The following is a 22,893-nucleotide window of genomic DNA, read 5'->3' on the forward strand; positions in this document are numbered from 1 at the left end:
ATGTTCCTGCGTGTGGCAGGGTTGGCGGAAAGAGGCAAGCGGTTGGCGGATCGGGGCAAGCAGGGAGGCGGCACGGTGGAACGCGCGGCCGTGATCGTCGCGGGGCCGACCTGTTCGGGCAAGTCGGCGCTCGCACTCGCGCTGGGAGAGCGTCTGGCGGGAGTGCGATGGCGCGGCGGCACCATTATCAACGCGGATTCCATGCAGGTGTATCGTGATCTGCGCATCCTGACGGCCCGCCCGACACCGGAGGACGAAGCACGTCTGCCGCATCGTCTCTACGGCGTCAGTCCAGCGGCTGAGGCGCGCAGTGTCGCGTGGTGGCGCGAACAGGCTCTGGCCGCGATGGAAAAGGCATGGGCGGCGGGACGTCTGCCCATTCTGTGCGGCGGGACGGGCATGTATCTGCGCGCGCTCACCAACGGTCTGGCCGAAGTGCCCGAGCCGACGGAGGCCGCCCGCGCTGAGGCTCGTGCGCTGGCCGCAGACCCGGCAACCCTGCACGTCCGGCTGGCGGAGGTGGATCCCGCGACCGCCGCCACTCTCCGTCCGAGCGATCCGCAGCGTCTGGCGCGGGCGTGGGAAGTGTGGCGCAGCACGGGGAAAGGGCTTGTGTGGTGGCGCGCCCAGCCCGGCCTGCCTCCAGCGTCCTGTCGCTTTGTCATGGTGCGACTCGTACCCGAGCGGAAGGTGCTGCGGGAGGCCATCGTGCGCAGGTTTGCGGTGATGATGGAGCAGGGGGCGGTCGAGGAAGTGCGTGCTTTGATGGCGCAGGGGCTGGACCCCGCACTTCCCGCCATGCGCGCGCATGGCGTGCCGGAGCTCTCGGCCATGCTGCGCGGGGCGTTATCGCGCGAGGAAGCGGAGGAGCGCGCCGTGCTGGCCACAGGGCGTTACACCAAGCGGCAGGCGACATGGTTTGCTCACCAGAAATTGGTGGCGGATGAGAGTGAGTTTATAATCGGAAACAGATTCACTGATTCTACGCAATTTTCGGAAAGTCAGAACGAAGAAATCGTATCTTTTATTCTCAATCGGATTGACGCAGCGAGCGCACGGGCCTAAACCCGCACTCCACCCGCGCCATTGGGGTGTGGGCCACGGCCATGAATGTGTCCGGGAACGTCCCGGTCCGGCCCCAGACAACCCGGCTTGGAGAGCGATGCCGGGGGAGATGACGCCATGAACGCCACCACCAAGACAGATATGACCCTGCCCGAGGCCAGCACCGCGCTGACCGGTGCCGAGGTGCTCATGAAGGTCCTTGTGGATCAGGGCGTCGAGGTCATTTTCGGTTATCCGGGCGGGGCCGTCCTTCCCATTTATGACGCGCTGTTCCAGCAGGACCGCATTCGCCACATTCTGGTGCGTCACGAACAGGCGGCCGTGCATGCGGCTGAGGCCTATGCCCGTTCCACTGGCAAGGTGGGCGTGGTGCTGGTCACCAGCGGCCCCGGCGCGACCAATGCCGTGACCGGTCTTCTGGACGCGCTGATGGACTCCATCCCTGTCGTCTGTCTGAGCGGACAGGTGCCGGTGTCCCTGATCGGCAACGATGCGTTTCAGGAAGCCGACACGACAGGCATCACGCGCCCGGTCACGAAATACAATTATCTGGTCAAGCGTCCGGAGGATCTGGCGTCCACCGTGCATGAAGCATTCACGGTGGCCCGCACGGGCCGTCCGGGGCCGGTGTTGGTGGATCTGCCCAAGAACATCACCGTAGGGCCGGCGCCTTATGAGCCGCCGGGCGGCCCGGAGCGTGCGTCCTATCGTCCGCGCACGGAGCCGGATCACGATGCTGTAGCACGTGCTGTTGCGGCTATGGTGAAAGCCAAGCGCCCGCTGTTCTATGTGGGCGGCGGCGTGGTAAACGCGGGGCCGAAAGCCAGCGAGGATCTGACGGCGCTGGTGCATGAGACGGGCTTTCCCTGCACCGCCACGCTGATGGGGCTCGGTGCCTTTCCGGGCAGCGACAAGCAGTTCCTCGGTATGCTGGGGATGCACGGCACGTATGAGGCCAATCTGGCCACACATGACTGCGATGTGCTGATCGCGCTCGGCTCGCGCTTCGATGATCGTGTCACGGGGCGCGTGGATGCGTTCTCACCGCATTCCTTCAAAATCCATGCCGACATCGATCCGTCGCAGATCAACAAGATCATTCGTGTGGACGTGCCGATCGTGGGCGATGCCGGGCGCACCATCGAACTGATGCGTGAGGAGTGGAAGAAACAGACGGCCAAGCCCGATGCGGAGGCGCTGAAGGCGTGGTGGGCGCGGATCAAGGCGTGGCGCGCGCTCGATTGTCTGCGCTTCACGCAGGATCCGTCCCCCGATGCCGTCATTAAGCCGCAGCAGGCCATCCGCCGCATCCATGAGCTGGCAGTCGAGACGGGCCGTGAGACCTTCGTGAGCACGGAAGTGGGCCAGCACCAGATGTGGGCGGCGCAGTTCTTCAGCTTCGAGAAGCCCAATCACTGGCTGACCTCAGGCGGACTGGGCACGATGGGCTATGGCCTGCCGGCTGCGATGGGTGCGCAGGTAGCGCATCCGGACGCGCTGGTGATCGATGTGGCGGGTGAAGCCTCGACCCTGATGAACATTCAGGAACTGGGGACGATCGCGCAGTATCGCCTTCCGGTGAAAATCTTCATCATCAACAACCACTATATGGGCATGGTCCGGCAGTGGCAGGAACTGCTCCACGGTTCGCGCTATTCCGAAAGCTACAGCGCGGCTCTGCCTGATTTCGTGAAGCTGGCGGACAGTTTCCATGCAAAGGGATTCCGCGCCACGAAACTGAGCGAACTGGATGACACGATCCGCGCGGCTCTTGCGCATGAGGGTGCTGCGGTGATCGACATCTGCGTGGCCGAAGGGGAGAACTGCTTCCCAATGATCCCCTCAGGGGCCGCGCATAACGAGATGATCCTTGGTCCGGAGCAGGAAGAAAAAGGCGCGGGCATCACGGATGAGGGGCGGATGCTCGTCTGACATGAACCCGTCGGGACCGCCCTGCACGGGCGGTCCCTTTTCTTTTGCCCGCGCGGCCTATACAGCCGCACCGATGTCGCAGCGGATGTTGAGTCCATGAAACATATTTCCGGTCCGTCCTTCGAGACGGCACATCTTTCCGCCGATGGCTACGCCTGCGGTCCCGATACGCAGGTGCGCGCGGTGATCTCCGTGCTGGTGGACAACGAGAGCGGCGTGCTGGCCCGCGTCGTTGGCCTGTTCTCCGGACGTGGCTACAACATCGAGAGTCTAACGGTTGCGCCGGTCGAAGCCGAGGGCGGTCGTTCGCGCATCAACATCGTCACGTCCGGTACGCCGGAGATCATCGAGCAGATCCGCGCTCAGCTTGAGCGTCAGGTGCCGGTCTGCCGTGTTGCCAACCTGACGACGCTTGGGCCACATATCGCCCGCGAAATGGTGCTCGTGAAGGTGGTGTCCACGGGTGAGGCCCGAACCGAGGCGCTCCGCATTGCGGAGGCGTTCCGGGCGAGGGCTGTGGACACGACCGCGAGTTCCTTCGTCTTCGAGTTGACGGGAGCGAGTGACAAGTTGGACAGCTTCATCGAACTGATGCGCCCCATCGGACTGGCCGAGGTGTCCCGTACGGGCGTCGCCGGCCTGACCCGAGGCCCCCGCACGCTCTGACGAATTTCCCTTTGCGGACACGGTGTTTTTTGCACCGGGTCCGCCGATTTCCACTGAAAGGCAGAACACATGTCCATGCGTGTCTATTACGATCGCGATGCCGACGTGAACCTGATCAAAAACAAGAAGGTCGCGATCATCGGTTATGGCAGCCAGGGCCACGCCCATGCCAACAACCTCAAGGACAGCGGCGTCAAGGAGATCGTCATCGGTCTGCGTCCGACGTCCTCCGCTGTCGCCAAGGCCGAAGGTGCCGGTTTCAAGGTGATGACACCTGATGAAGCCGCCAAGTGGGCCGATGTCGTCATGGTGCTGACACCGGACGAAGGGCAGGGCGCGCTCTACAAGGAGTCGCTTGAGAAGAACATGAAGCAGGGTGCGGCGCTGGCGTTCGCGCACGGCCTGTCCGTTCATTTCCGCATCATCGAGCCGCGCCCGGATCTGGACGTGTTCCTGATCGCGCCGAAGGGACCGGGCCACACGGTTCGTTCCGAGTATCAGCGTGGCGGCGGTGTCCCGTCCCTCGTGGCCGTGGCGCAGAACGCTTCGGGCAATGCGCTCGAGATCGCCCTGTCCTATGCTTCCGCCAATGGCGGTGGCCGTGCGGGCATCATCGAGACGACGTTCAAGGAAGAGGTCGAGACCGACCTGTTCGGTGAGCAGGCCGTGCTGTGCGGTGGTCTTGTCGAGCTGATCCGCGCCGGTTTCGAGACGCTGGTCGAGGCGGGTTATGCTCCCGAGATGGCCTATTTCGAGTGCCTACATGAGATGAAGCTGATCGTGGACCTGATCTACGAAGGCGGCATCGCCAACATGAACTACTCCATCTCGAACACGGCCGAGTACGGTGAGTATGTTTCGGGTCCGCGCGTTGTGACGCCGGAGACGAAGGCCGAGATGAAGCGTATTCTGAACGACATTCAGGACGGCACGTTCGTGCGCAACTTCATCCTTGAGAACCAGTCCGGCAATGTCGGCTTCAAGGCTGTCCGCGCCCGCAACGATGCGCACCCGATCGAGGCGACCGGTGAAAAGCTGCGCGCCATGATGCCGTGGATCGCGAAGTCCAAGCTCGTGGACAAGACGAAGAACTGATCTTTGTTTTTTGTGAGATGCGGGCTTTAGGTCCGCATCTGTGAAGAACCCCTTTCCTGTCTGGTGCAGGGAAGGGGTTTTTTGTGAGAGGTGCTGTTTATTTCAGGCGAGCCATGGCGCATGGTTTGGGTGCGCCTCTGATTTCAATATCGGCCACACCTGAATCTAGGATCAGTTCGCTCAATTTGTCATAACCAAAATGCTTGGCTGTGAAAGGTGTTTTCAACTTTCCAAGGTTGACGCCAACAACTGAAAGAGCGGCCCATCCTGTCGCGTCAGCAGAGGCGCGAATGACCTTGCGCAGTTTGTTCAGATCGGTCTTTTCGGGAATACGTCGGGTAGAAAGACACTGTGTGTCTGAAACGGTCTTCGTTTTTTGCAAAGTATCGAAATAAACAAACGCGTCGCACGCTTTGATGAAGGAATGCGGTGTTTTCCGATCCCCAAATCCATAAGCTGTGACGCCCTGTTCTCGGATGCGGGTGGCGAGCCGGGTAAAATCGCTGTCGCTTGAGACAAGACAGAAGCCAGAAAATCGTCCTGTGTGCAGCAGGTCCATGGCATCGATAATCATTGCGATGTCGGTGGCGTTTTTTCCATTTGTATAAGAAAACTGCTGGATGGGGTGTATGGAATGTTCGAGCAGAACCTCTTTCCATCCGTTCAGTTGCGGTTTTGTCCAGTCGCCATAGATACGCTTGAGGTGAGCGCGGTCATAGGTGCGGACCCGGTCGAGAAGTGGCGTGAGGATGCGCGGTGTGACGTTGTCGCCATCGACCAGAACGGCTAGAGATTTTTTGTTGTCTGTTCAGGATTCCATAGAAATGGAAACGCCTTTCCGCAAACTTGCAATGTCATGCAGAAGATATGTCTGTCTACACGGCTTTGCCCCCGTTCTCTGACGTGAGAGGATGCAGTCTGCACTCTTAATGTATGGAGATTTCACCAATGACCATCAAACGCCTCGCCCCCGAAGAACGCCTCAGCGGTGCCTCTGTCTGCGGAAACATGGTTTATCTCGCAGGCCAGATTGCCGATGACACAACGCTGGACGCGGAAGGTCAGACTGCCGACATCCTGCGTCAGATCGACGCGCTGCTGGCCGAGGCTGGTACGAGCAAGAGCAACCTGCTCTCGGTTCAGATTTTCCTTGCCGATATCAACGATATGGCTGCGATGAACCGTGCGTGGGATGCGTGGCTGGACCGTGCCAACAAGCCTGCCCGCGCCACAGTGGAAGCCAAGCTGGCCGATCCGTCATGGAAGGTCGAAGTCACAGGGATCGCCGTTATTCCCTGACATTATAAGGATTTTTCCGGTGAGCTATTCCGCCACCCGGATGATGCGCCGCCCGCGAATGCGGCCAGCCAACAGGTCGTCTGCGGCATGCACGACATCGGGCAGGCGGCATTCGCTCACCACCGTTTCAAGCTGGCGCACATCGAGCAGTTCTGCCAGCAACGCCCACGCTTCCGTGCGTTCGGATGGGGGGCACATGACACTGTCGATGCCCATCAGACTGATTCCGCGCAGGATGAAGGGGGCGACGGTCAAGGGCAGATCCATGCCGGCGGCCAATCCACACGCTGCCACAGCACCCCGATGGGTGATGGAAGCGCAGAGCGTGGCGAGAACCTGTCCTCCCGCCACGTCGATGCCACCCGCCCAGCGGGCCTTTTCCAATGGTTTGCCCGTAGGAGCCAGAGTTTCACGTCCCAGAACTTCGCGTGCGCCAAGTCCTTGCAGCCACTTTTTTTCCTGCGTGCGTCCTGTAATGGCCACGACCTCATAGCCCAGTCTGGCAAGCAGCATCACCGCCACACAGCCCACGCCGCCAGAGGCACCCGTCACTACGATAGGGCCGCGTGATGGGACGAGACCTGCACGTTCTAGCGCCATCACGCACAGCATCGCGGTATAGCCAGCGGTGCCGATAATCATCGCTTCGCGCGTGGTGAAGGCTTCGGGCAAAGGGGTGAGCCATTCGCCGCTGACGCGGGCATGGCCTGCGAAACCGCCCCAATGCCGCTCTCCTACACCCCAGCCGTTCAGCAACACCTTGTCGCCCGGTTTGAAAGCCGGCGTGTCCGAGGACAGTACGGTGCCCGCGAAGTCGATTCCGGGAATCATGGGAAAGGATTTGACGATGGGGCCGCGCCCCGTGATCGCCAGCGCGTCCTTGTAGTTAAGAGTGGACCATTCCACCCTCACGAGAACATCGCCCTGAGGGAGTTGGCTGTCCTCCAGTTTGCGGAGACTGACGTGTTGCCGCCCATCGTTGAGGCGTTCGATCATTATGGCGTCAAACATGGGAATCCTTCCCTGTTTCCGCATCCTTGTCCTCACGCGAAATCAAGTGAGGCTGGACACTGTCATTATGTCCGATGATCGGTGTTATCGCTTGGTCTATGCCAATATTTTCGCGCGGCAATCACTTCACACCTGCGTGGCTGGCCGAGGCTGTGAATTGTAACAAAACATCGCACGATAGTGCTGTTTGGGATTGTAAAACGGGAAGGATCGCCCCATGTCAGTCGGGCGTGCCGGTTTCTTCTTCCGCACGGTGCGTCGGGCGATTCTGATGTTCTTTCCGTTCAGGAAAGCAACAACAGGATTGCCCGTTACGCCGCGTCATGCGTAATGCTGAAAATATTCTGATTTTGGAGAAGTGGCGCACCCGAAAGGACTCGAACCTCTAACCCCCAGATTCGTAGTCTGGTGCTCTATCCAATTGAGCTACGGGTGCGTTGCGAGGCGCCTTATAGGCGGAGGAAAAACGCCCGACAATCCCCTTTTGTCATTTTTCCGAAAAAATTTCCGTCGTTGCGGAATATATCAGGAAAAATGTGGCGCCATCAGCCGACTCCATGCCTGAGCAGGATCAAGCATGAGTTGCATAGCAAAGGTGAGCGCCTTTTTCTGCTGTTCTCCACATGCGGGTTCAGGCAGCATCGTGAAATACGCAGTCTGGGCATAGCCGGTCAGGCGACGGATCATCTCCATGGCTGCGAACCCCGCCATATCCTGTCGGATGACAGCCAGTTCGTCTTCATCGACACTTCTTCTGTGGCGCAGAAAAGCGGGCGCTAGATCGGCATCCGGAGCGCCGTTCGCACAGAGATGGCGATATTCCGATTCGAAACTCTCCGCAAACAGCGGCAGTGCCGTTGCCAGATGAGCGCGTGCGTCGGTGTCGGGCAGGGCAAATCCGGCCAGTAGCAGACTTGCGGCGAACATGCCGCAGTCGAAGCCGATGGGGCCGACCAGCGCGAACTCGCCGTCGATCACGGCGGTGTCCGTGCCTTTCACCATGATGGAACCCGCATGCAGATCGCCGTGCAGCAGAGCCTGCCGACTGGTGAGAAAACGCTCCTGCATCTGGCAGACAGCGTGGTGAATCTGCGCGTCCGTGTGAAGCTGTTTCACGAGATCGGCCAGCGCTGGGTGATGATGGTTGCGGGGATGCGCGCGATAGGGATCGCTCAGCACCAGATCGACGGTGATGCGTGTCAGCACCGTATTGCCGGCAAAGATCTGCTCGCGCCGCGCGCATTCTTCAAACGGGCCGCCACGCGGAGACGTGTGAAAGGCGGTGTGGGCGATAAAGCGCCCAATCCGGTGCGCCACCGGCAGCGGATCGTGGCCTTTCAGAAGCGCCGGACCGAGGGTCTCGTAACCGTCGAGGCAATGGGTGATAAGCAGATACAGCGTCGGGTCGAAATGCAGGAGAGCGGGGATGGCGTCGCCCACGAAAGGCGCGACGTTTTCCAGCCAGGCCTTCTCAAACGCGGTGCGATCCAGTGGCATCTTCCAGGACGGGTCTACGCGTACATGCGGCAGAGACTGCTTGGCGCACAGCGAACCGGTGGGGCCGTGCACCAGCCACACGGTGTTGAGATTACCGTCGCTCACTTCCCGGATGGACCAGTTCTCGGCCATTCCTCCCAGCCGCTGCGCCAGTGCGGGCACACTGACCAGTTCGGCGCGCAGCCCCTCGATATCGAGAGGGCGATAGGAAGGGGGCAGGGAAAGTGCGCTCATAGAACTGAGCCTGCCACGAAGGGCAGACAAGAAAAAAGCCTCTTTCCACTTCGCAGAAAGAAGGAAAGAGGCTGCGTCTTATGGCGCGGCCGGTCGCACCTGATCGACGGTGAGAGGCTGCTTGCCCTGCATGAGTCGATCCGCCTCATCCTCGCTTGCCACGGCGGGAGGTGAGCCGCGCAGCGGCATGCGGGCGGTTTCTTTCACTGTCAGCATCGTCACGGCGCCGACCACGGCGGCCGCCATGAGATACCACGCGGGCATGTCGAGCTGTCCGGTCGTCTTCACCAGCCACGCCGTCACCAGAGGTGTCGTGCCGCCGAACAGGGAGACCGATACGTTGAACGCGACCGAAAGCGCTGTGTAGCGAATGGGTGTGTAGAACAGCGCGGGCAGCGTGGACGGCATGGAGCTGGTGAAGCACACCAGCGCCAGTCCGAGCAGCATCAGGCCCGTGAAGATCAGCATGTCATTGCCGCTGCGGATCAGATGGAAGCAGGGAATGGCGAGCACCAGCAGCGCCAGACAGGCGCCGATGATCATGGGACGGCGCCCCAGCCGGTCGCTGAAATAGCCTCCTACCACGTTCAATGGCATCATCATCAACATGACGATGATGATGAGGATCAGCCCCTTGCTCTCAGGGTAGTTGAGCGTGACTGTCATGTAGCTCGGAATATAGGTGAGCAGCATGTAGTCGGTGACGTTGAACACCAGTACCAGCCCGATGCATTTCAGAAGCTGACGCCAATGCACTACGAGCAGTTCGCGCCAGCCGGGTTTCTCAAGCTCGCGTTTTTCCGCTTCCACGGCGTAGGCCTGAAAGGCCGGTGTCTCTTCCAGCTTCATGCGCATGTAGAGACCCAGAAGCCCGAGGGGGCCGGCAATGAGGAAGGGAATGCGCCAGCCCCAACTCACCATGGCGGTCTCATCCAGCGTTAGCTGAAGAGCGGTCACCACGCCTGCGCCAGCCACGTAGCCCGCCAGTGTGCCGAACTCCAGCCAACTCCCCATCAGGCCGCGATTCCGGTCGGTGGAATATTCCGCAATGAAGGTGGCAGCACCTCCGTATTCGCCGCCTGTGGAGAACCCCTGCACCAGACGGGCGAGCAGAAGCAGCAGGGGCGCGCCAACACCGATTCGGCCGTAGGACGGGATGAGGCCGATGGAAAATGTCCCCAGCGCCATCAGAATCATGGTGGTGGCGAGCACCTTCTGGCGTCCGTAGCGGTCTCCCAGCGGTCCGAACACGGCTCCGCCGATGGGGCGCACGAGAAAGGCGACGGTGAAGGTGGCAAATGTGGCGATCAGCCGCACCATTGCGTCATCGGATGGAAAGAACACCTTGCCCAGCGTGACGGCGATGTAGCCATAGACGCCGAAATCGAACCACTCCATGGCGTTGCCAAGAGCGGCTGCACCGACGGCTCTTTTAAGCATATCCGTGTCAACGACAGTAATGTCATCCGGACTTAACTGCTTTCGACGCTTGAACCAGCCGAAATGCGGGTGAAGTGTGTCGTGAGTATTCATGGGGAACACCTCTTCCTGCAGTGCGTTTTGAAATCTGTGCAGGGGATGTTCGTGGCTACTGTGAAACTGTTATCGGATCTCATGGCGCTGCATTTACACATTTCCGTCATGCGTGTCGAAAATAGGATATCTGTTGAAGAGACAACGCGCCGACACTGGAAAAGATCGCCCGTTTTCGAGAGGCCGGTGGAGGCGAGAGCGTATGACGCATTCCGACAACACCTTGGCCATTTCCGTGCGCTGTCGTTGGGATCGCGCTTGCGTCCATCCGCTCCCATGTGAAGGATGGCGGCCATGACAGCTACACCCTCATCTCCTGCTCTCAAGACCGCTCTCGCCGGTCTGCACGGCGCACTCGCCCGGGCGCGGGAAGACGTAACACCGTTCCGCCACTGGACGCTGGACGATGTGCTGCCCGAAGCTGCCTGTCAGGCTCTGGTGGAATGGGAACCCGAACCCACCTCTGTTGCAGGTGACACGGGTGGGCGACGCGAGACCCGCAATGGTGCGCGGGTGTTCGTGGAACCGCAGGCGCGCGCACGGGACGCACGACTGGATGTGATGGCGCGGATGTTCGATGCGCCCGAGGGGCGCGCGGCCATTGAAGCGTTATGCGACACCGATCTGGCGCATACGGCCTTGCGGCTGGAGCTGAGTCTGGACACAGATGGCTTCTGGCTGGAGCCCCATACCGATATTGGCGCCAAGAAACTTACGTTGTTGATTCCGCTCTCCGAGCATCCTGACGCCGAGCAGTGGGGCACGGATCTGATGAACGCGGAAGGTGATTCCGTGGTCCGCAGTTCGGGGCGTTTCAACAGTGGCACCCTGTTCGTGCCGGGTGACGATACGTGGCACGGCTTTGCCCGTCGCCCCATCGCGGGCTTGCGACGGGGGCTGATCGTCAACTTCGTGGACACGACATGGCGGGCCACGCAGGAATTGGCGTTCGGTCCCGCTACCTGATCCCGATACCCTCTGGCGGTTCTGTCGTGCGCTCCGTCACGACAGAACGGTCTTGGCAAAACGGGACGAACGTCCTACCCCCCGACCCATCCGGGAGCGCCGTCTCCCGCCCGCACGCAGATCATGGAGAGCAGCAGCGATGAGCGAACGCGAGGCGATGGAATTCGATGTCGTCATCGTGGGTGGCGGCCCGGCCGGTCTGGCCGCCGCGATCCGCATGCGACAGGTAGCGCCCGAGGCCACTGTCTGCCTGATCGAGAAGGGCAGCGAGATTGGCGCGCATATCGTCTCTGGTGCGGTGATCGAACCCCGCGCGCTGGATGAACTGCTGCCCGACTGGCGCGAGCACAACGCGCCCATCACGACGCCCGTCACACAGGAGGAGATGTATTTCCTCACCGAGAAAAAGGGCTACAGGATTCCAGCCCTTGAGCGTGTGATGCCGCACATCGCTAATCACGGGAACTACATCGTCAGCCTAGGTGAGGTCTGTCGCTGGCTTGCCGCGCAGGCCGAAGAGATGGGTGTGGAGATCTACCCCGGTTTCGCGGGCGCGGAACTGTTGATCGAGCGGAACCGCGTGGTCGGCGTGGCAACCGGTGACATGGGCATCGGCCGCGATGGCGAGAAAGGCCCGAACTATCAGCCGGGCATGGAACTGCGCGCGAAATACACGCTGTTCGCGGAAGGCTGTCGCGGCTCGCTGAGCAAGCAGCTCATGGAGCATTACAATCTGCGCAAAGGCGTGGACCCGCAGACTTATGGCCTTGGTATCAAGGAAGTGTGGGAAATCCCTGCTGAGAACCATCGCCCAGGTCTTGTGGTGCACAGCTTCGGCTGGCCCCTCGATGACCGCACCTATGGCGGCGCATGGCTCTATCATTTCGGGGAGAACCTCGTCTCCTACGGCTTCGTCACGGGGCTGGATTACGAGAACACGTGGCTCTCGCCGTTCGAGGAAATGCAGCGCACCAAGCTGCACCCGATCTTCCGTCCGCATTTCGAGGGCGGGCGTCGCCTGATCTATGGCGCGCGCGCCCTGTCCGAAGGCGGGTTGCAATCCATTCCGCGCCTGACCTTCCCCGGTGGCGCGTTGATTGGGGACACGGCGGGCTTCCTCAACACGCCTAAGATCAAGGGCACGCACACGGCCATGAAGTCCGGTATGCTGGCGGCGGAAGCCGTGGCGGAGGCTCTGACGACCGAGCGCGTGGAGCCCGCGTCCTACACGGACCGCGTGCGCAATTCGTGGGTGTTCGAAGAACTGCATTCCGCCCGCAATGTGCGTCCCGCCTTTGCGCGTTGGGGTTCGAAGCTGGGCGCGCTCTATTCCGGCTTCGACGCGATGGTGCTGCGGGGCAAAGCGCCGTGGACGCTGCACTTCAAGCACGCGGACAACGAAACGCTGCGTCCGGCGGAACTCTGCAAGCCGATCGATTATCCCAAGGCGGACGGCAAGGTGACGTTCGATCGTCTTTCCTCTGTCTTCCTCTCCAACACCAACCATGAGGAAGACCAGCCGGTTCATCTCAAGGTCCGCAACATGGCCCTTTGGAAGACGGTGAACTGGGACGTGTTCCGCGCGCCCGAGAGCCGTTACTGCCCGGCGGGTGTGTATGAAGCGGCGGATGTGGAGACGGAAGCGCGTCTAATCATCAATTCGCAGAACTGCGTGCATTGCAAGACCTGCGACATCAAGGATCCGACCCAGAATATCGACTGGGTCACGCCGGAAGGCGCAGGCGGCCCCAACTACCCCGCAGGGATGTAATTTCCGCGATAGTACGTTAAGCCAGCCGCCAATTCAGGTGGTCCGTCTGCGGGGCGTGGTTCCGTGGACGGCCCACTTCCCCACGCGTACAGGCTAGAGAGACCATGAAGATTCTCGTCCCCGTGAAGCGCGTCGTCGATTACAACATCAAGGTTCTGGTCAAGTCCGACGGAACCGGGGTGGAGACGGCCGGTCTGAAGATGTCCATGAACCCCTTTGACGAAATTGCCGTCGAGGAAGCCGTGCGCCTGCGCGAGAAAGGTGCGGCGACGGAGGTGATCGCCGTCTCCATCGGTGTGCAGCAGGCACAGGACACGCTGCGCACGGCCATGGCGATGGGCGCCGATCGCTCCATTCTCGTGTTGTCCGAAGAAAGCCCCGAGCCGCTGGCCGTCGCCAAGGTGCTCAAGGCGCTGGTCGAGCGCGAAAAGCCCGATCTGGTGTTCCTTGGCAAGCAGGCCATCGATGACGACATGAACGCGACGGGCCAGATGCTGGCCGGTCTGCTCGGCTGGGGGCAGGGCACGTTCGCCAGCAAGGTCGAACTGGCCGATAGTCGCGCCGAGGTCACGCGCGAAGTGGACGGTGGCAACGAGACGGTCTCGCTCGCGCTGCCCGCCATCGTGACGGCGGATCTGCGCCTGAACGAGCCGCGCTATGCCTCGCTGCCCAATATCATGAAGGCGAAGAAGAAGCCGATGGAAACGCTTCAGGCGGCGGATCTGGGCGTGGACATGACACGTCGCCTCACCACTCTGTCGGTGGCTGAGCCGCCGGCCCGCAAGGCGGGCGAGAAGGTCGGCTCGGTGACCGAACTGGTTGAGAAGCTGCGTAACGAAGCCAAGGTGATCTGATCATGACGGTTCTTGTTCTCATCGAGACCGAAGACGGACAGGTCCGTCAGGCGTCCCGTTCCGCCATTGCTGCCGCAGGCAAGCTGGGCGAAGTCCACGCGCTCGTGACCGGCACGGAAGCCTCCGCACAGGCGGCTGCCGATGCGGCAGCGAAGGTTCCGGGTGTGACCAAGGTGCGCAAGGTGGCCTCTGACGTGCTGGCGCACGATCTGGCTGAGCCTCTGGCGGATGTGGTGGTCGCGCTCGCGGGTGATTACGATCACATCGTCGCGGCGTCCACGGCGTCCGGCAAGAACGTGCTGCCCCGCGTGGCCGCCCTTCTCGATGTGCAGCCGATCCCCGATGTGGTGGAGATCAAGGATGCCGACACGTTCGTGCGTCCGATCTATGCGGGCAACGCGCTGGCGACGGTGAAGTCTTCCGACACGAAGAAAGTGCTGACGATTCGTCCCACCAACTTCGATCCGGCGGCCGCCGAGGGTGGTTCCGCCACCATTGAAGCTGTTGTGCCGAATGTGACGGACACCGTCTCGCGCTTTGTCTCCTCCGAAACGCCACAGAGCGATCGTCCGGAGTTGGAGTCGGCGCGCGTGATCGTGTCGGGTGGGCGTGGTCTGGGAAGCTGCGAAAACTTCCACAAGATTCTCGATCCGCTGGCGGACAAGCTGGGGGCTGCCCTTGGCGCCTCCCGTGTGGCAGTCGATTCGGGCTTTGCGCCAAATGATTGTCAGGTGGGGCAGACCGGTAAGGTCGTGGCGCCAGAGCTGTACATTGCCGTTGGCATTTCGGGTGCGATCCAGCATCTGGCCGGCATGAAGGACAGCAAGGTGATCGTGGCGATCAACAAGGATCCCGATGCGCCGATTCTTCAGGTGGCGGACTACGCACTGGTGGGCGATCTGTTCGAGATTGTGCCGGAGCTGACGAACGCGATCTGAACGTCTCCGTCATTGAACATCTGAGGAAGGGCGCTCCGTCACCAGACGGAGCGCCCTTCTTCTTTACGAACGTTCATCGTTGTTAACGCACCGGTGACGCACAGCAGGCACACTTGGGGCTTCTGCCCCGAAAACAGTGTGCTCCATGCCCGATCTCCTCCGAGAACTTGCCGCCCACAACCCGCTGTTCCTCGCGGGTGCGACTTTGCTGTGCGCGGCGACGATGCTGATTTCGGTCCGCATGATCTGTCGTGCCGCCATGGCGCGACGGCATTCGCAACGCCTGACACGGTTGTTTCTGGCGGCGGCGGTGGCGGCCAATGGCGTCTGGGCCACCCATTTCATGGCCATGCTGGGTCGTCAGTCCGCCGTTCAGACAGCCTATGATCTGCCGTTGACACTGTTTTCGGTCATCGTGGCGTGCGGGTTTTTTCTGGCTGCGTGGTGGGTCGAGATCCGGACGAAGGGTGGCTCCCGCTCGCCGCTGACCGCTCTTCTGATGACGGCCGCCGTGGGCGGCATGCATTATATCGGCATCGCGGCCATCACGAGCGATGCCTCCAATCATGTGCAACCACTCCGTATTGGGTTGTCGCTAGGAAGCGGCTTTCTGCTGTTTCTGCTGGGGACATGGCTGCTGCGTGAGGAGCGAGGACACCGTCGTGCGTTTGCCGCTGTCGCGTGGATTCTTGGCGTTGTCCTTCTGCATTTCATCGGCATGCCCGCCGATCATATGACCGCAGCTATGTCGCACGCGGCCCATCGCGCCGATTCGGTTTCCCTGGCCGCAATGGTGATGGGCGGTTCCGGCTCATTCCTTGGACTGGCTCTGGTTTTCCTGCTGCTGGAGTATCGCGGTGTCCGGCACCGCAATGAGGAAAATCTGCGCGCCCGTCATTTTGCGGATGTGGCCATAGAAGGCCTCATCATCACGAGTGGCGGGGCTATTGTGGACGCCAACGCGGCTTTCTGGGAACTGGTGGGGGCGGCGCGTCCGGATGTGGGGCTGGTCCGTTCCCGTCTGCCGGATCTGCAAACGGAAGAGGATGTGCAGGCGCTCGTGCGGCAGGAAAAGCCGCGTGAGATGGTCATGGTGCGCGCCGATGGCGAGACGATCCCTGTGGAAGTCTATGGGCGTCATGTCTCGTGGCAGGGAAAGAACCGTGACGTTCTGGCCATTCTCGATCTGCGAGCGCGGAAAGAAGCCGAGATGGCGCTGCAGGAACTGGCTGTCAGGGACATGCTCACGGGCATCGGTAATCGTGCTTTCTTCGTTTCCACGCTGACAGACATACTGGAACACGGAAAACGACATGGGCGTTGTCTGGCCGTGTTTCTGGTCGATGTGGACCGCTTCAAGTCCATCAACGAGACCTGTGGGCATGCGACGGGGGATGCGGTTCTGGGAGCCATCGCCCGCCGGCTCCAGCTTCTGGTGCCGCAGGGTGCGATCAGCGCACGGATCGCCGGTGACGAGTTTGCCGTGGCCTTCGATGTCACGGAGCGGGATGCGGGCGAGTTCGCGGTGTATCTGGCGCACCAACTCCGGATGCCACTGCCCGATCATCCGGATGAGCTACCTGTTTCGGTCAGCGTTGGGTTTGTGGTGTCCTCTGACGAGACACCGGACGGGGATACGCTGCTGCATCGCTCCGGCATAGCGCTTCTGGCCGCCAAGCAGGCGGGACGCGGCAATGCCCGCGAATATGACCAATCCTTCGATACGTCGATTCGCGAGCGTATCCGCATGGAACGCGAAATTCGGCAGGCGCTGGATCGCGAGGAATTCTTTCTTGAATATCAGCCGATCATGTCCACCGGCGATCATTGCCTGACGGGCTACGAAGCGCTGGTGCGGTGGCAGCATCCCGAACGTGGACGGGTGCCGCCCGATCAGTTTATCGGGGTGGCCGAGGAATGCGGTCTCATTGCCGATCTGGGCGAATGGGTGGTGCGTCGCGCTTGCGCCGATGCCGTGTCATGGAAAAACGGATTGGGCGTGTCCGTGAATGTTTCGCCCGTGCAGTTCGCCATGTCCGACCTTCCGGCGGTCATCAGCGCGGCACTGGGAGATTCCGGATTGTCGCCCGACCGGCTGAGCGTGGAAATTACGGAAAACACATTGCTGCAGGGGCGTGAGAATGTCCGCATCCTGCGCCAGTTGCGTGAAATTGGCGTGGGCATCGTCATGGACGATTTCGGGACCGGATATTCCAGCCTGAGTTATCTGCGGGAGTTCCAGTTCGACAGGATAAAGATCGACCGTTCGTTCATTGGGGACATGCTGAGGGAACGCCAGTCAGCCGGGATTGTGGATCTGATCCTGTCGCTTGGGCGGGTGCTGGGGGTGGACATCGTGGCCGAAGGAATCGAGACGGCCGATCAGTTGTCCTATCTGGAAGCGCGGGCCTGCACGTTGGTGCAGGGGTATTTCATCGGTCGTCCCAGCCGGGAGATCGCGCCTGCGCCGTCTGCCGCGGCTTTGGCGGTCTCGCCCTGAGAACGGATTTCAGGGGCCGGGACTGAGACGACGGCGCAGAGCATTTGCCGCCACCATCATTACCGGCCCCAGCGCCATGACGCAGAAGGTGGGGATGATTGAGTCGGCGGGCATGAAACCCATGATGAGACCGCTTATCGATCCGATGCTGAATTGCAGCGTGCCCATCATGGCCGAGGCGGTGCCGGCATGAGCACCGTGATGGTGCAGGGCCAGCACGGTGGCGTTGCCACCGATGAAGCCCAGAGAACCGGTCATGAAGACGATCAGTGCGCCTATGGCAAGCGGCGTAGCGGCCGTCACGATATGGGATGCGACCAGTCCCACACTCAATAATCCGGCGCACGCGCACCACGCGATGCCGAACTGCATCAGCGTTTCCAGTTCCATGCGGTGAATGAGCCAGCCGCTGACCTGTGTGCTGGCAATGAACAGGGCGGCGTTGACGCCAAAGAAGAGAGCGAACTGGGCCGGGGAAAAGCCGAGCAGATGCTCGAACACCACGGGTGCTCCGCCGATATAAGCGAACATGACAAAGGTGGAGGCACTGGCGATGAGCGCATTGAGCAGGAAATGCGGCTCGCGCAGAACCAGAAGATAGCGCGAAAGGATGGCGGCGGGCGGCAGACGCACACGCCGCGCCTGTGGAAGTGTTTCGGGCAGCACGAGCGCAATGGCCGCGCATCCGATGAGGCCATAGAGCACGGCAATCCAGAAGATATACCGCCATGAGCCGAAGGCGAGAACGACTCCGCCCAGAGAAGGCGCCAGAATCGGCATGACACCGAATACCAGCGTGAGCTGGGTCATGATGCGTGCGCCATCCCGCCCGGTCGCGATGTCGCGGATCACGGCGCGAGGTACCACGGCGCTGGCCGATCCCCCGATGGCCGCGAGAAAACGGAACACACAGAACAGGTGAAAATTGGCGGTTACGGCACAACCGATGGACGCGAGGATGTAGATCAGCAATCCGCCCATCAACGGTGCGCGTCGCCCGAACCGGTCCGAAAGGGGACCGGAGGAAAACTGCCCTACCGCCAGCCCGGCAAACCATGCTGCCAGCGTGAATTGGGCGGAACCCGGCCCACCCCCGAGATCGTGATCCAGAATGGGGAAGGCCGGAAGATACATGTCGGTGGACAGCGGACCGATAGCGGTCACGAGGCCCAGCAGAACGACAAGGGAGAAGGGCAGGCGTCCGCTGGCCTGCATCAGTTCGACGGAGTGCTTGCTGGGCATGCCTGAATCCGGCCAGAAAACGAGAGAATTGCGCCTATGCCCGTGCAGGATGGACCTGTCCATGCCTGCCCGGTGTGAAGCGGACCTCGACACACGGCATGGCGGCGTTAGCGGGTGGCTTTGCGCGAAAAACGGCAGACAGTCTCGATCTCGGCCGACCACAGGAACTGGTCCACTACGGTCACCGCATCGATCGTATAGCCGCAGGCCAGAAGTCGGGCGGCGTCTCGAAACAGTATTTGTGGATTGCAGCTTACATAGATGAGAGTGGTGGGTTTGGCGTCGAGCAGAGCCTGCATTTGCAGCCCGGCGCCCCCATACGGTGGGTCGAGCACCACAGCCAGCGCTGTTCCCAGTTCGCGGGCGTTCAATGGCTGCCGGTCGAGATCGCGCTGGTGAGCTTCCACCCGATGCCCTGTGGCCGCGCGCTGAAGGGCGCGGGTGGCTCCGGGATGACCCTCATACGCCTCGACCCGGGTATGCTCTGCCAACGGAAACGTGAGAGTTCCGCATCCTGCATGGAGTTCAACGACGTGGGCTTTGCGTCCCGGAATACGAGGCAGCGCAGCTACAACAGCCTGCTGGATCGCGGCTTCACCTTCGCGGCTGGCCTGCAGGAAGGCTCCAGGTGGCGGTTCGACATCCACGCCTGCAAAAGCGATTCGAGGCGGGCCCACCTGAGCCAGTATTTCAGGTTCTTCCTTCGGGCCCGATCGCTTGCCAGCAATGCGGGGAATGCCGTGCGCACGGGTGAAATCGGCCAGCCGCTCCCGATCGCGTGGGGAGGCATCGTGTTTCGAGACGATCAGGAGATCAGGCCCGGTATCGAGAAGATTGATCGCAAGTTCCGCTTCGCGACGGAACAGATCAAGTCGGGGAAACAGATCCCGCAGAGGGGGTAGAAGCCTCAGGATATCGGGGTGCAACACATGGCATTCGGTCAGATCCACCACATCGCCGCCACGGCGATGCAGGCCGATAACCAGTGCTGTGCCCTGTTGGCGCACGGCCAGATCCGCACGTCGGCGTGTGGAAGGCGGCGTTGCGACAACGGAGATCGATGGAAGCGTTGTGGCGCCCGCTTTCTGGAGGCCGTCCTGAATCCGGTTCTTTTTCCACGCCTGAATCCACGACAGGGAAAGATGCTGGAGCGTGCAGCCGCCGCAAACACCGAAAAGCCCGCAAGGTGGCGGAACCCGCTCGGGAGCCGGGGTCATCACCTCCACAAGTCGGACGCGGCCTTGACCAATCGGCTGGGCCAGCACCACGTCGCCGGGGGCTGTTAAGGGGATGAAGGCAACATCCGTGCCATTCGACGGATCGAGTGGCCGCGCCAGCCCATCCCCAGCACTTCCAAGCTCTTCGACCTTCCATGCGAAAGGCGGAACAAGGACAGCGTCAGGACGAGGTGAAGTGCGGGAACGGCGGCGCTCAGGCTTCCGCCGCATCCTCACCCATATCCTCAATCTTCACCGGCACGCGGCGGGGGAGCGTCATGAAGTGAGGCATATCCGCGCCAAAACCGGTCACGCTTTCCGCCGGGGCATCGGGGATATCGGAACTGCCATTGTTGTTACGGCGATCATCGCGCTTACGCGGTGGCGCACGACGCTCGTCACGGGCCGGAGCCTGCGTTTCTTCACGAGGCTTGACCGGACGAGCCTCACGCTCCTCGGTCTTGCGCGCGGCGGGTTGCGTGTCCGTCTCGGATTTTTTGTCCGAGTTGCTGCGGCGCTTGCGCTTGTTGCGGCCGCGTCCACTCGTATCATCGTCTCCCGCAGCCCAATCGAGCTGTTCGACGCCTTCGAGTTTAAGGCGGGGGATCGGCGCGCCGGTCAGGGCTTCGATCGCTTCGGCGAATTTGCGGTCGTGCGGAGTGGCCAGACTGTAAGCCTTGCCCTGTTTGCCCGCGCGACCGGTGCGTCCGATGCGGTGGACATAATCCTCCGCATGGAAGGGCAGATCGAAGTTGAAGACATGCGACAGACCACCGATGTCGATCCCGCGAGCGGCAACATCAGAGCAGACAAGAATCTTCAGTTTGCCGGACTTGAACTTCTCCAGTGTCTGGAAACGGACCGACTGCGGCAGGTCGCCATGCAGCGCTCCAGCGGAGAAACCGTGCTTGAGCAACGATTTCAGCAGCACGTCCACGTCACGTTTGCGGTTGCAGAAGATGATCGCATTTTGGAGGTTCTCGGCTCGCAGCATGCGGCGCAGCGTCTTGCGCTTGTCGCCGTCATCTACGACCACCAGACCCGCTTCGATCGTCGTGGCCACTGTGGAGGGGCGGCTGACGGTGATTTCGCGCGGGGACTGGAGGAAGGCATCGGCCAGACGACGAATCTCGGGAGCCATGGTGGCCGAAAAGAAGAGCGTCTGCCGGGTGCGGGGTAGGAGACCCACAATACGCTCGATGTCGGGGATGAAGCCCATGTCCAGCATGCGGTCGGCTTCGTCGATGACGAGGATGCGCGTCTGAGTAAGCAGTAGGCCGCCTCGTTCGAACAGGTCGATCAGGCGACCGGGCGTTGCGATCAGCACGTCCACGCCGCGGTTCAGCACTTCCTTCTGATCGGCCATGCTTTCACCGCCGATGAGCAGCGCGTGGGTCAGCTTGAGGTGCTTGCCGTAGTTGACGAAGTTCTCCGCCACCTGAAGCGCGAGTTCGCGCGTCGGTTCGAGAATGAGAGAACGCGGCATCCGAGCGCGGGCGCGGGAACCGGACAGGATTTCAAGCAGCGGCAGCGTGAAGGAGGCTGTCTTGCCGGTGCCGGTCTGCGCCACGCCCAGCACATCCTGCCCACGCAACACGGCGGGAATGGCCTGCGCCTGAATCGGTGTCGGATGGACATATCCCATCTCCTGCACAGCCTGCAGGAGCGGCGCGGAGAGACCCAGATCGCTGAACAATGGCTCAGCGTCTTCGGCTTTGGCCACAGGTGCCGCAACGACAGGCGCCGCTTCGATAATGACGGATTCGTGCGACTGGGGAGCCGGTTCTGCGGTGACCTCCAGCGCGCCGGTGATGTGGAGCGGGTGATGCTCTTCATCTTCCGCAGGCGTCTGCGGTTCGACGGTTTCAGCCGTAGGAGCCGTCTCTTCGGCGGTTTCTACCTTGGTTGCTTTCTTTGCACGCGGCTTGCGGGTGGTCGCACTGGTGGCACGCTTGCGCGGTGTCTTTTTCGGAGTGTCCTTGGAAGCCTCGGGCGTGTCAGCCGATTCGGTGGCTGGAACGGCTTCGGCAGCAACGGTTGTCGCAGCCTTGCGCCGGGGCGCCCGCTTTTTTGCCGGCGCCTTCACCTCTTTCTCAGTGGCCGTCGGTGTTTCCACCTCTGTGACAACTTCAGGCTTGGCAACTTTTTTGCGCGTGCGCGTGGCTTTAGGCGCAGGCTTCGCCGGAGTCTCTTCGGTCTCGACAGCTATCGTTTTCACTGCCGCGCTCGTCTTGCGTCGTGTCGTTCGTCGAGCGGGCTTGCCGGTCTCGGCCTGAGGGGCCTCTGTCTGTACGGCAAGGGCTTCCGTCGTCTCGTCGGGGACGGGAGCTTCCGCTGTGGCGGCCTTGCGGGCGCGTGGACGTGCTGCCGCCTTGCGCGGCTTCCTCTCGGTCGTGTCGGTGGCTTTGGGGCTCAAGTCGCTCTCAGATATGTCGGCTGCGGTGAGGCAGATGCGCGCGGTGCGCGGATGGCCGGGATCAGAACCGGTGCCTGTCGGTAGGCTGTCCCGAGCAGAAAATCAAGCACCGTCGGCGGCACGAGCGCCGACGGAAATGAGGCGATGCGTGCGTCAGAACCCGTGTCCCATCGCCGCGCAGAGAATGGCGAGCATTCCGCAACCCACGATTCCCAGCATCAAGCTGCGGATGGAGTCGAAAGTGGCGGGCTTGGGCCGCATGGCGCGTCGGGCTGTCTGATAGGGACCGTAGAAGACGCGCAGGAACAGTCCAGCCATGATGAGACCGAAAACCTGCATGGCGTTGACGGTCCAGGGCATGACGGCAAAGCCGCCTTCGTGCACGATCATCAGCCAGCCGGTGATCAGCACCGTGGGCATCAGGTGCCAGACCACGCGCAGGAATCGCTTGAGCGTGAGCAGATGCACGGCGCTGCGCTGGGCATTGTCGAGTAGCGTGAGCGCCGGACGGAGGATCAGCGCGGCATAGGTCGCTCCACCCACCCAGACGGCCATGCCGGCGATGTGCAGGGTGAGAACGAGGCTCCAGAGGATGTGAGGCATGCGGACTCCATCGGATCAGGACGACAGGACGATCGTGCGGCTTGATCGCCAATT

At 61.6% G+C, this 22,893-nt stretch carries 19 protein-coding genes and 1 tRNA gene; 10 read left to right on the forward strand and 10 right to left on the reverse strand.

The annotated features are described in order from the left end of the window. Positions 1 to 1,065: a tRNA (adenosine(37)-N6)-dimethylallyltransferase MiaA gene (gene miaA / locus KUA11_RS08855; protein ID WP_217409997.1), complete on the forward strand. Its 1,065-nt coding sequence runs from the start codon at positions 1 to 3 to the stop codon at positions 1,063 to 1,065. On the opposite strand, the gene KUA11_RS17710 is transcribed toward miaA, so the two are convergent. After that, complete coding sequence (locus KUA11_RS17710; protein WP_302480879.1) at positions 1,062 to 1,184, reverse strand: hypothetical protein; 123 nt, start codon at positions 1,182 to 1,184, stop codon at positions 1,062 to 1,064. The two genes, miaA and KUA11_RS17710, sit on opposite strands and share 4 nt — an antisense overlap. On the opposite strand from KUA11_RS17710, the gene ilvB reads away from it, so the two are divergent. From ilvB to ilvC, 3 genes are all read left to right on the forward strand, one after another. Then, positions 1,183 to 2,997, forward strand: coding sequence for a biosynthetic-type acetolactate synthase large subunit (gene ilvB / locus KUA11_RS08860; protein ID WP_217409943.1), 1,815 nt, complete (start codon positions 1,183 to 1,185; stop codon positions 2,995 to 2,997). The two genes, KUA11_RS17710 and ilvB, sit on opposite strands and share 2 nt — an antisense overlap. Before the next feature lie 96 nt (positions 2,998 to 3,093). After that, positions 3,094 to 3,663, forward strand: coding sequence for an acetolactate synthase small subunit (gene ilvN, locus KUA11_RS08865; protein ID WP_217409944.1), 570 nt, complete (start codon positions 3,094 to 3,096; stop codon positions 3,661 to 3,663). 75 nt (positions 3,664 to 3,738) lie between these two features. Next, on the forward strand, positions 3,739 to 4,758 hold the full coding sequence (gene ilvC / locus KUA11_RS08870; RefSeq protein WP_166314925.1) for a ketol-acid reductoisomerase: 1,020 nt from the start codon (positions 3,739 to 3,741) through the stop codon (positions 4,756 to 4,758). A 97-nt stretch (positions 4,759 to 4,855) separates the two neighbouring features. Here ilvC and KUA11_RS08875 read toward each other — a convergent pair whose 3' ends face one another. After that, positions 4,856 to 5,539: an NYN domain-containing protein gene (locus KUA11_RS08875; RefSeq protein ID WP_254454812.1), complete on the reverse strand. Its 684-nt coding sequence runs from the start codon at positions 5,537 to 5,539 to the stop codon at positions 4,856 to 4,858. 167 nt (positions 5,540 to 5,706) lie between these two features. Here KUA11_RS08875 and KUA11_RS08880 point away from each other — a divergent pair, with 167 nt between their 5' ends. Beyond that, positions 5,707 to 6,057 (forward strand): RidA family protein, encoded by a 351-nt coding sequence (locus KUA11_RS08880; protein WP_217409945.1) that lies wholly within the window; start codon positions 5,707 to 5,709, stop codon positions 6,055 to 6,057. A gap of 24 nt (positions 6,058 to 6,081) precedes the next feature. Here the strand turns inward: KUA11_RS08880 and acuI are convergent, their stop codons facing one another. The 4 genes from acuI to proP form a co-directional block, all read right to left on the reverse strand. Then, on the reverse strand, positions 6,082 to 7,068 hold the full coding sequence (gene acuI, locus KUA11_RS08885; RefSeq protein WP_217409946.1) for an acrylyl-CoA reductase (NADPH): 987 nt from the start codon (positions 7,066 to 7,068) through the stop codon (positions 6,082 to 6,084). Positions 7,069 to 7,427: 359 nt separating this feature from the next. Continuing rightward, positions 7,428 to 7,504 (reverse strand) — tRNA-Arg (locus KUA11_RS08890). Between the two features lie 89 nt (positions 7,505 to 7,593). Then, on the reverse strand, positions 7,594 to 8,799 hold the full coding sequence (gene mtnK, locus KUA11_RS08895) for an S-methyl-5-thioribose kinase (protein WP_217409947.1): 1,206 nt from the start codon (positions 8,797 to 8,799) through the stop codon (positions 7,594 to 7,596). A 78-nt stretch (positions 8,800 to 8,877) separates the two neighbouring features. After that, positions 8,878 to 10,332: a glycine betaine/L-proline transporter ProP gene (proP, locus tag KUA11_RS08900; RefSeq protein WP_166314653.1), complete on the reverse strand. Its 1,455-nt coding sequence runs from the start codon at positions 10,330 to 10,332 to the stop codon at positions 8,878 to 8,880. A 294-nt stretch (positions 10,333 to 10,626) separates the two neighbouring features. On the opposite strand from proP, the gene KUA11_RS08905 reads away from it, so the two are divergent. The 5 genes from KUA11_RS08905 (at position 10,627) to KUA11_RS08925 (ending at position 17,361) form a co-directional block, all read left to right on the forward strand. Further along, a complete protein-coding gene (locus KUA11_RS08905) occupies positions 10,627 to 11,298 on the forward strand; it encodes a 2OG-Fe(II) oxygenase (protein WP_254454786.1) in 672 nt (223 codons plus the stop codon). 139 nt (positions 11,299 to 11,437) lie between these two features. After that, positions 11,438 to 13,069 (forward strand): electron transfer flavoprotein-ubiquinone oxidoreductase, encoded by a 1,632-nt coding sequence (locus KUA11_RS08910; RefSeq protein WP_217409949.1) that lies wholly within the window; start codon positions 11,438 to 11,440, stop codon positions 13,067 to 13,069. 104 nt (positions 13,070 to 13,173) lie between these two features. Next, positions 13,174 to 13,923: an electron transfer flavoprotein subunit beta/FixA family protein gene (locus KUA11_RS08915; protein WP_217409950.1), complete on the forward strand. Its 750-nt coding sequence runs from the start codon at positions 13,174 to 13,176 to the stop codon at positions 13,921 to 13,923. A gap of 2 nt (positions 13,924 to 13,925) precedes the next feature. Beyond that, entirely contained in the window at positions 13,926 to 14,861 is a 936-nt protein-coding gene (locus tag KUA11_RS08920; RefSeq protein ID WP_217409951.1) for an FAD-binding protein, read from the forward strand. 145 nt (positions 14,862 to 15,006) lie between these two features. Beyond that, the gene (locus KUA11_RS08925) at positions 15,007 to 17,361 is read left to right on the forward strand and encodes a bifunctional diguanylate cyclase/phosphodiesterase (RefSeq protein ID WP_217409952.1); all 2,355 of its coding nucleotides are present in this window, start codon (positions 15,007 to 15,009) and stop codon (positions 17,359 to 17,361) included. Positions 17,362 to 17,370: 9 nt separating this feature from the next. Here the strand turns inward: KUA11_RS08925 and KUA11_RS08930 are convergent, their stop codons facing one another. The 4 genes from KUA11_RS08930 to KUA11_RS08945 form a co-directional block, all read right to left on the reverse strand. Then, positions 17,371 to 18,603, reverse strand: coding sequence for a multidrug effflux MFS transporter (locus tag KUA11_RS08930; protein ID WP_217409953.1), 1,233 nt, complete (start codon positions 18,601 to 18,603; stop codon positions 17,371 to 17,373). 107 nt (positions 18,604 to 18,710) lie between these two features. Next, positions 18,711 to 20,051, reverse strand: coding sequence for a class I SAM-dependent RNA methyltransferase (locus KUA11_RS08935; RefSeq protein ID WP_217409954.1), 1,341 nt, complete (start codon positions 20,049 to 20,051; stop codon positions 18,711 to 18,713). After that, the gene (locus KUA11_RS08940; RefSeq protein ID WP_408744175.1) at positions 20,035 to 21,573 is read right to left on the reverse strand and encodes a DEAD/DEAH box helicase; all 1,539 of its coding nucleotides are present in this window, start codon (positions 21,571 to 21,573) and stop codon (positions 20,035 to 20,037) included. Before KUA11_RS08940 ends, KUA11_RS08935 begins: the two co-directional genes overlap by 17 nt. Positions 21,574 to 22,389: 816 nt before the next feature. Beyond that, on the reverse strand, positions 22,390 to 22,839 hold the full coding sequence (locus KUA11_RS08945; protein WP_166314680.1) for a hypothetical protein: 450 nt from the start codon (positions 22,837 to 22,839) through the stop codon (positions 22,390 to 22,392). Positions 22,840 to 22,893 lie beyond the last annotated feature (54 nt).

The sequence above is a fragment of the Acetobacter estunensis genome, assembly GCF_019083805.1.
GTDB classification, from domain to species: Bacteria; Pseudomonadota; Alphaproteobacteria; order Acetobacterales; family Acetobacteraceae; genus Acetobacter; species Acetobacter estunensis_A.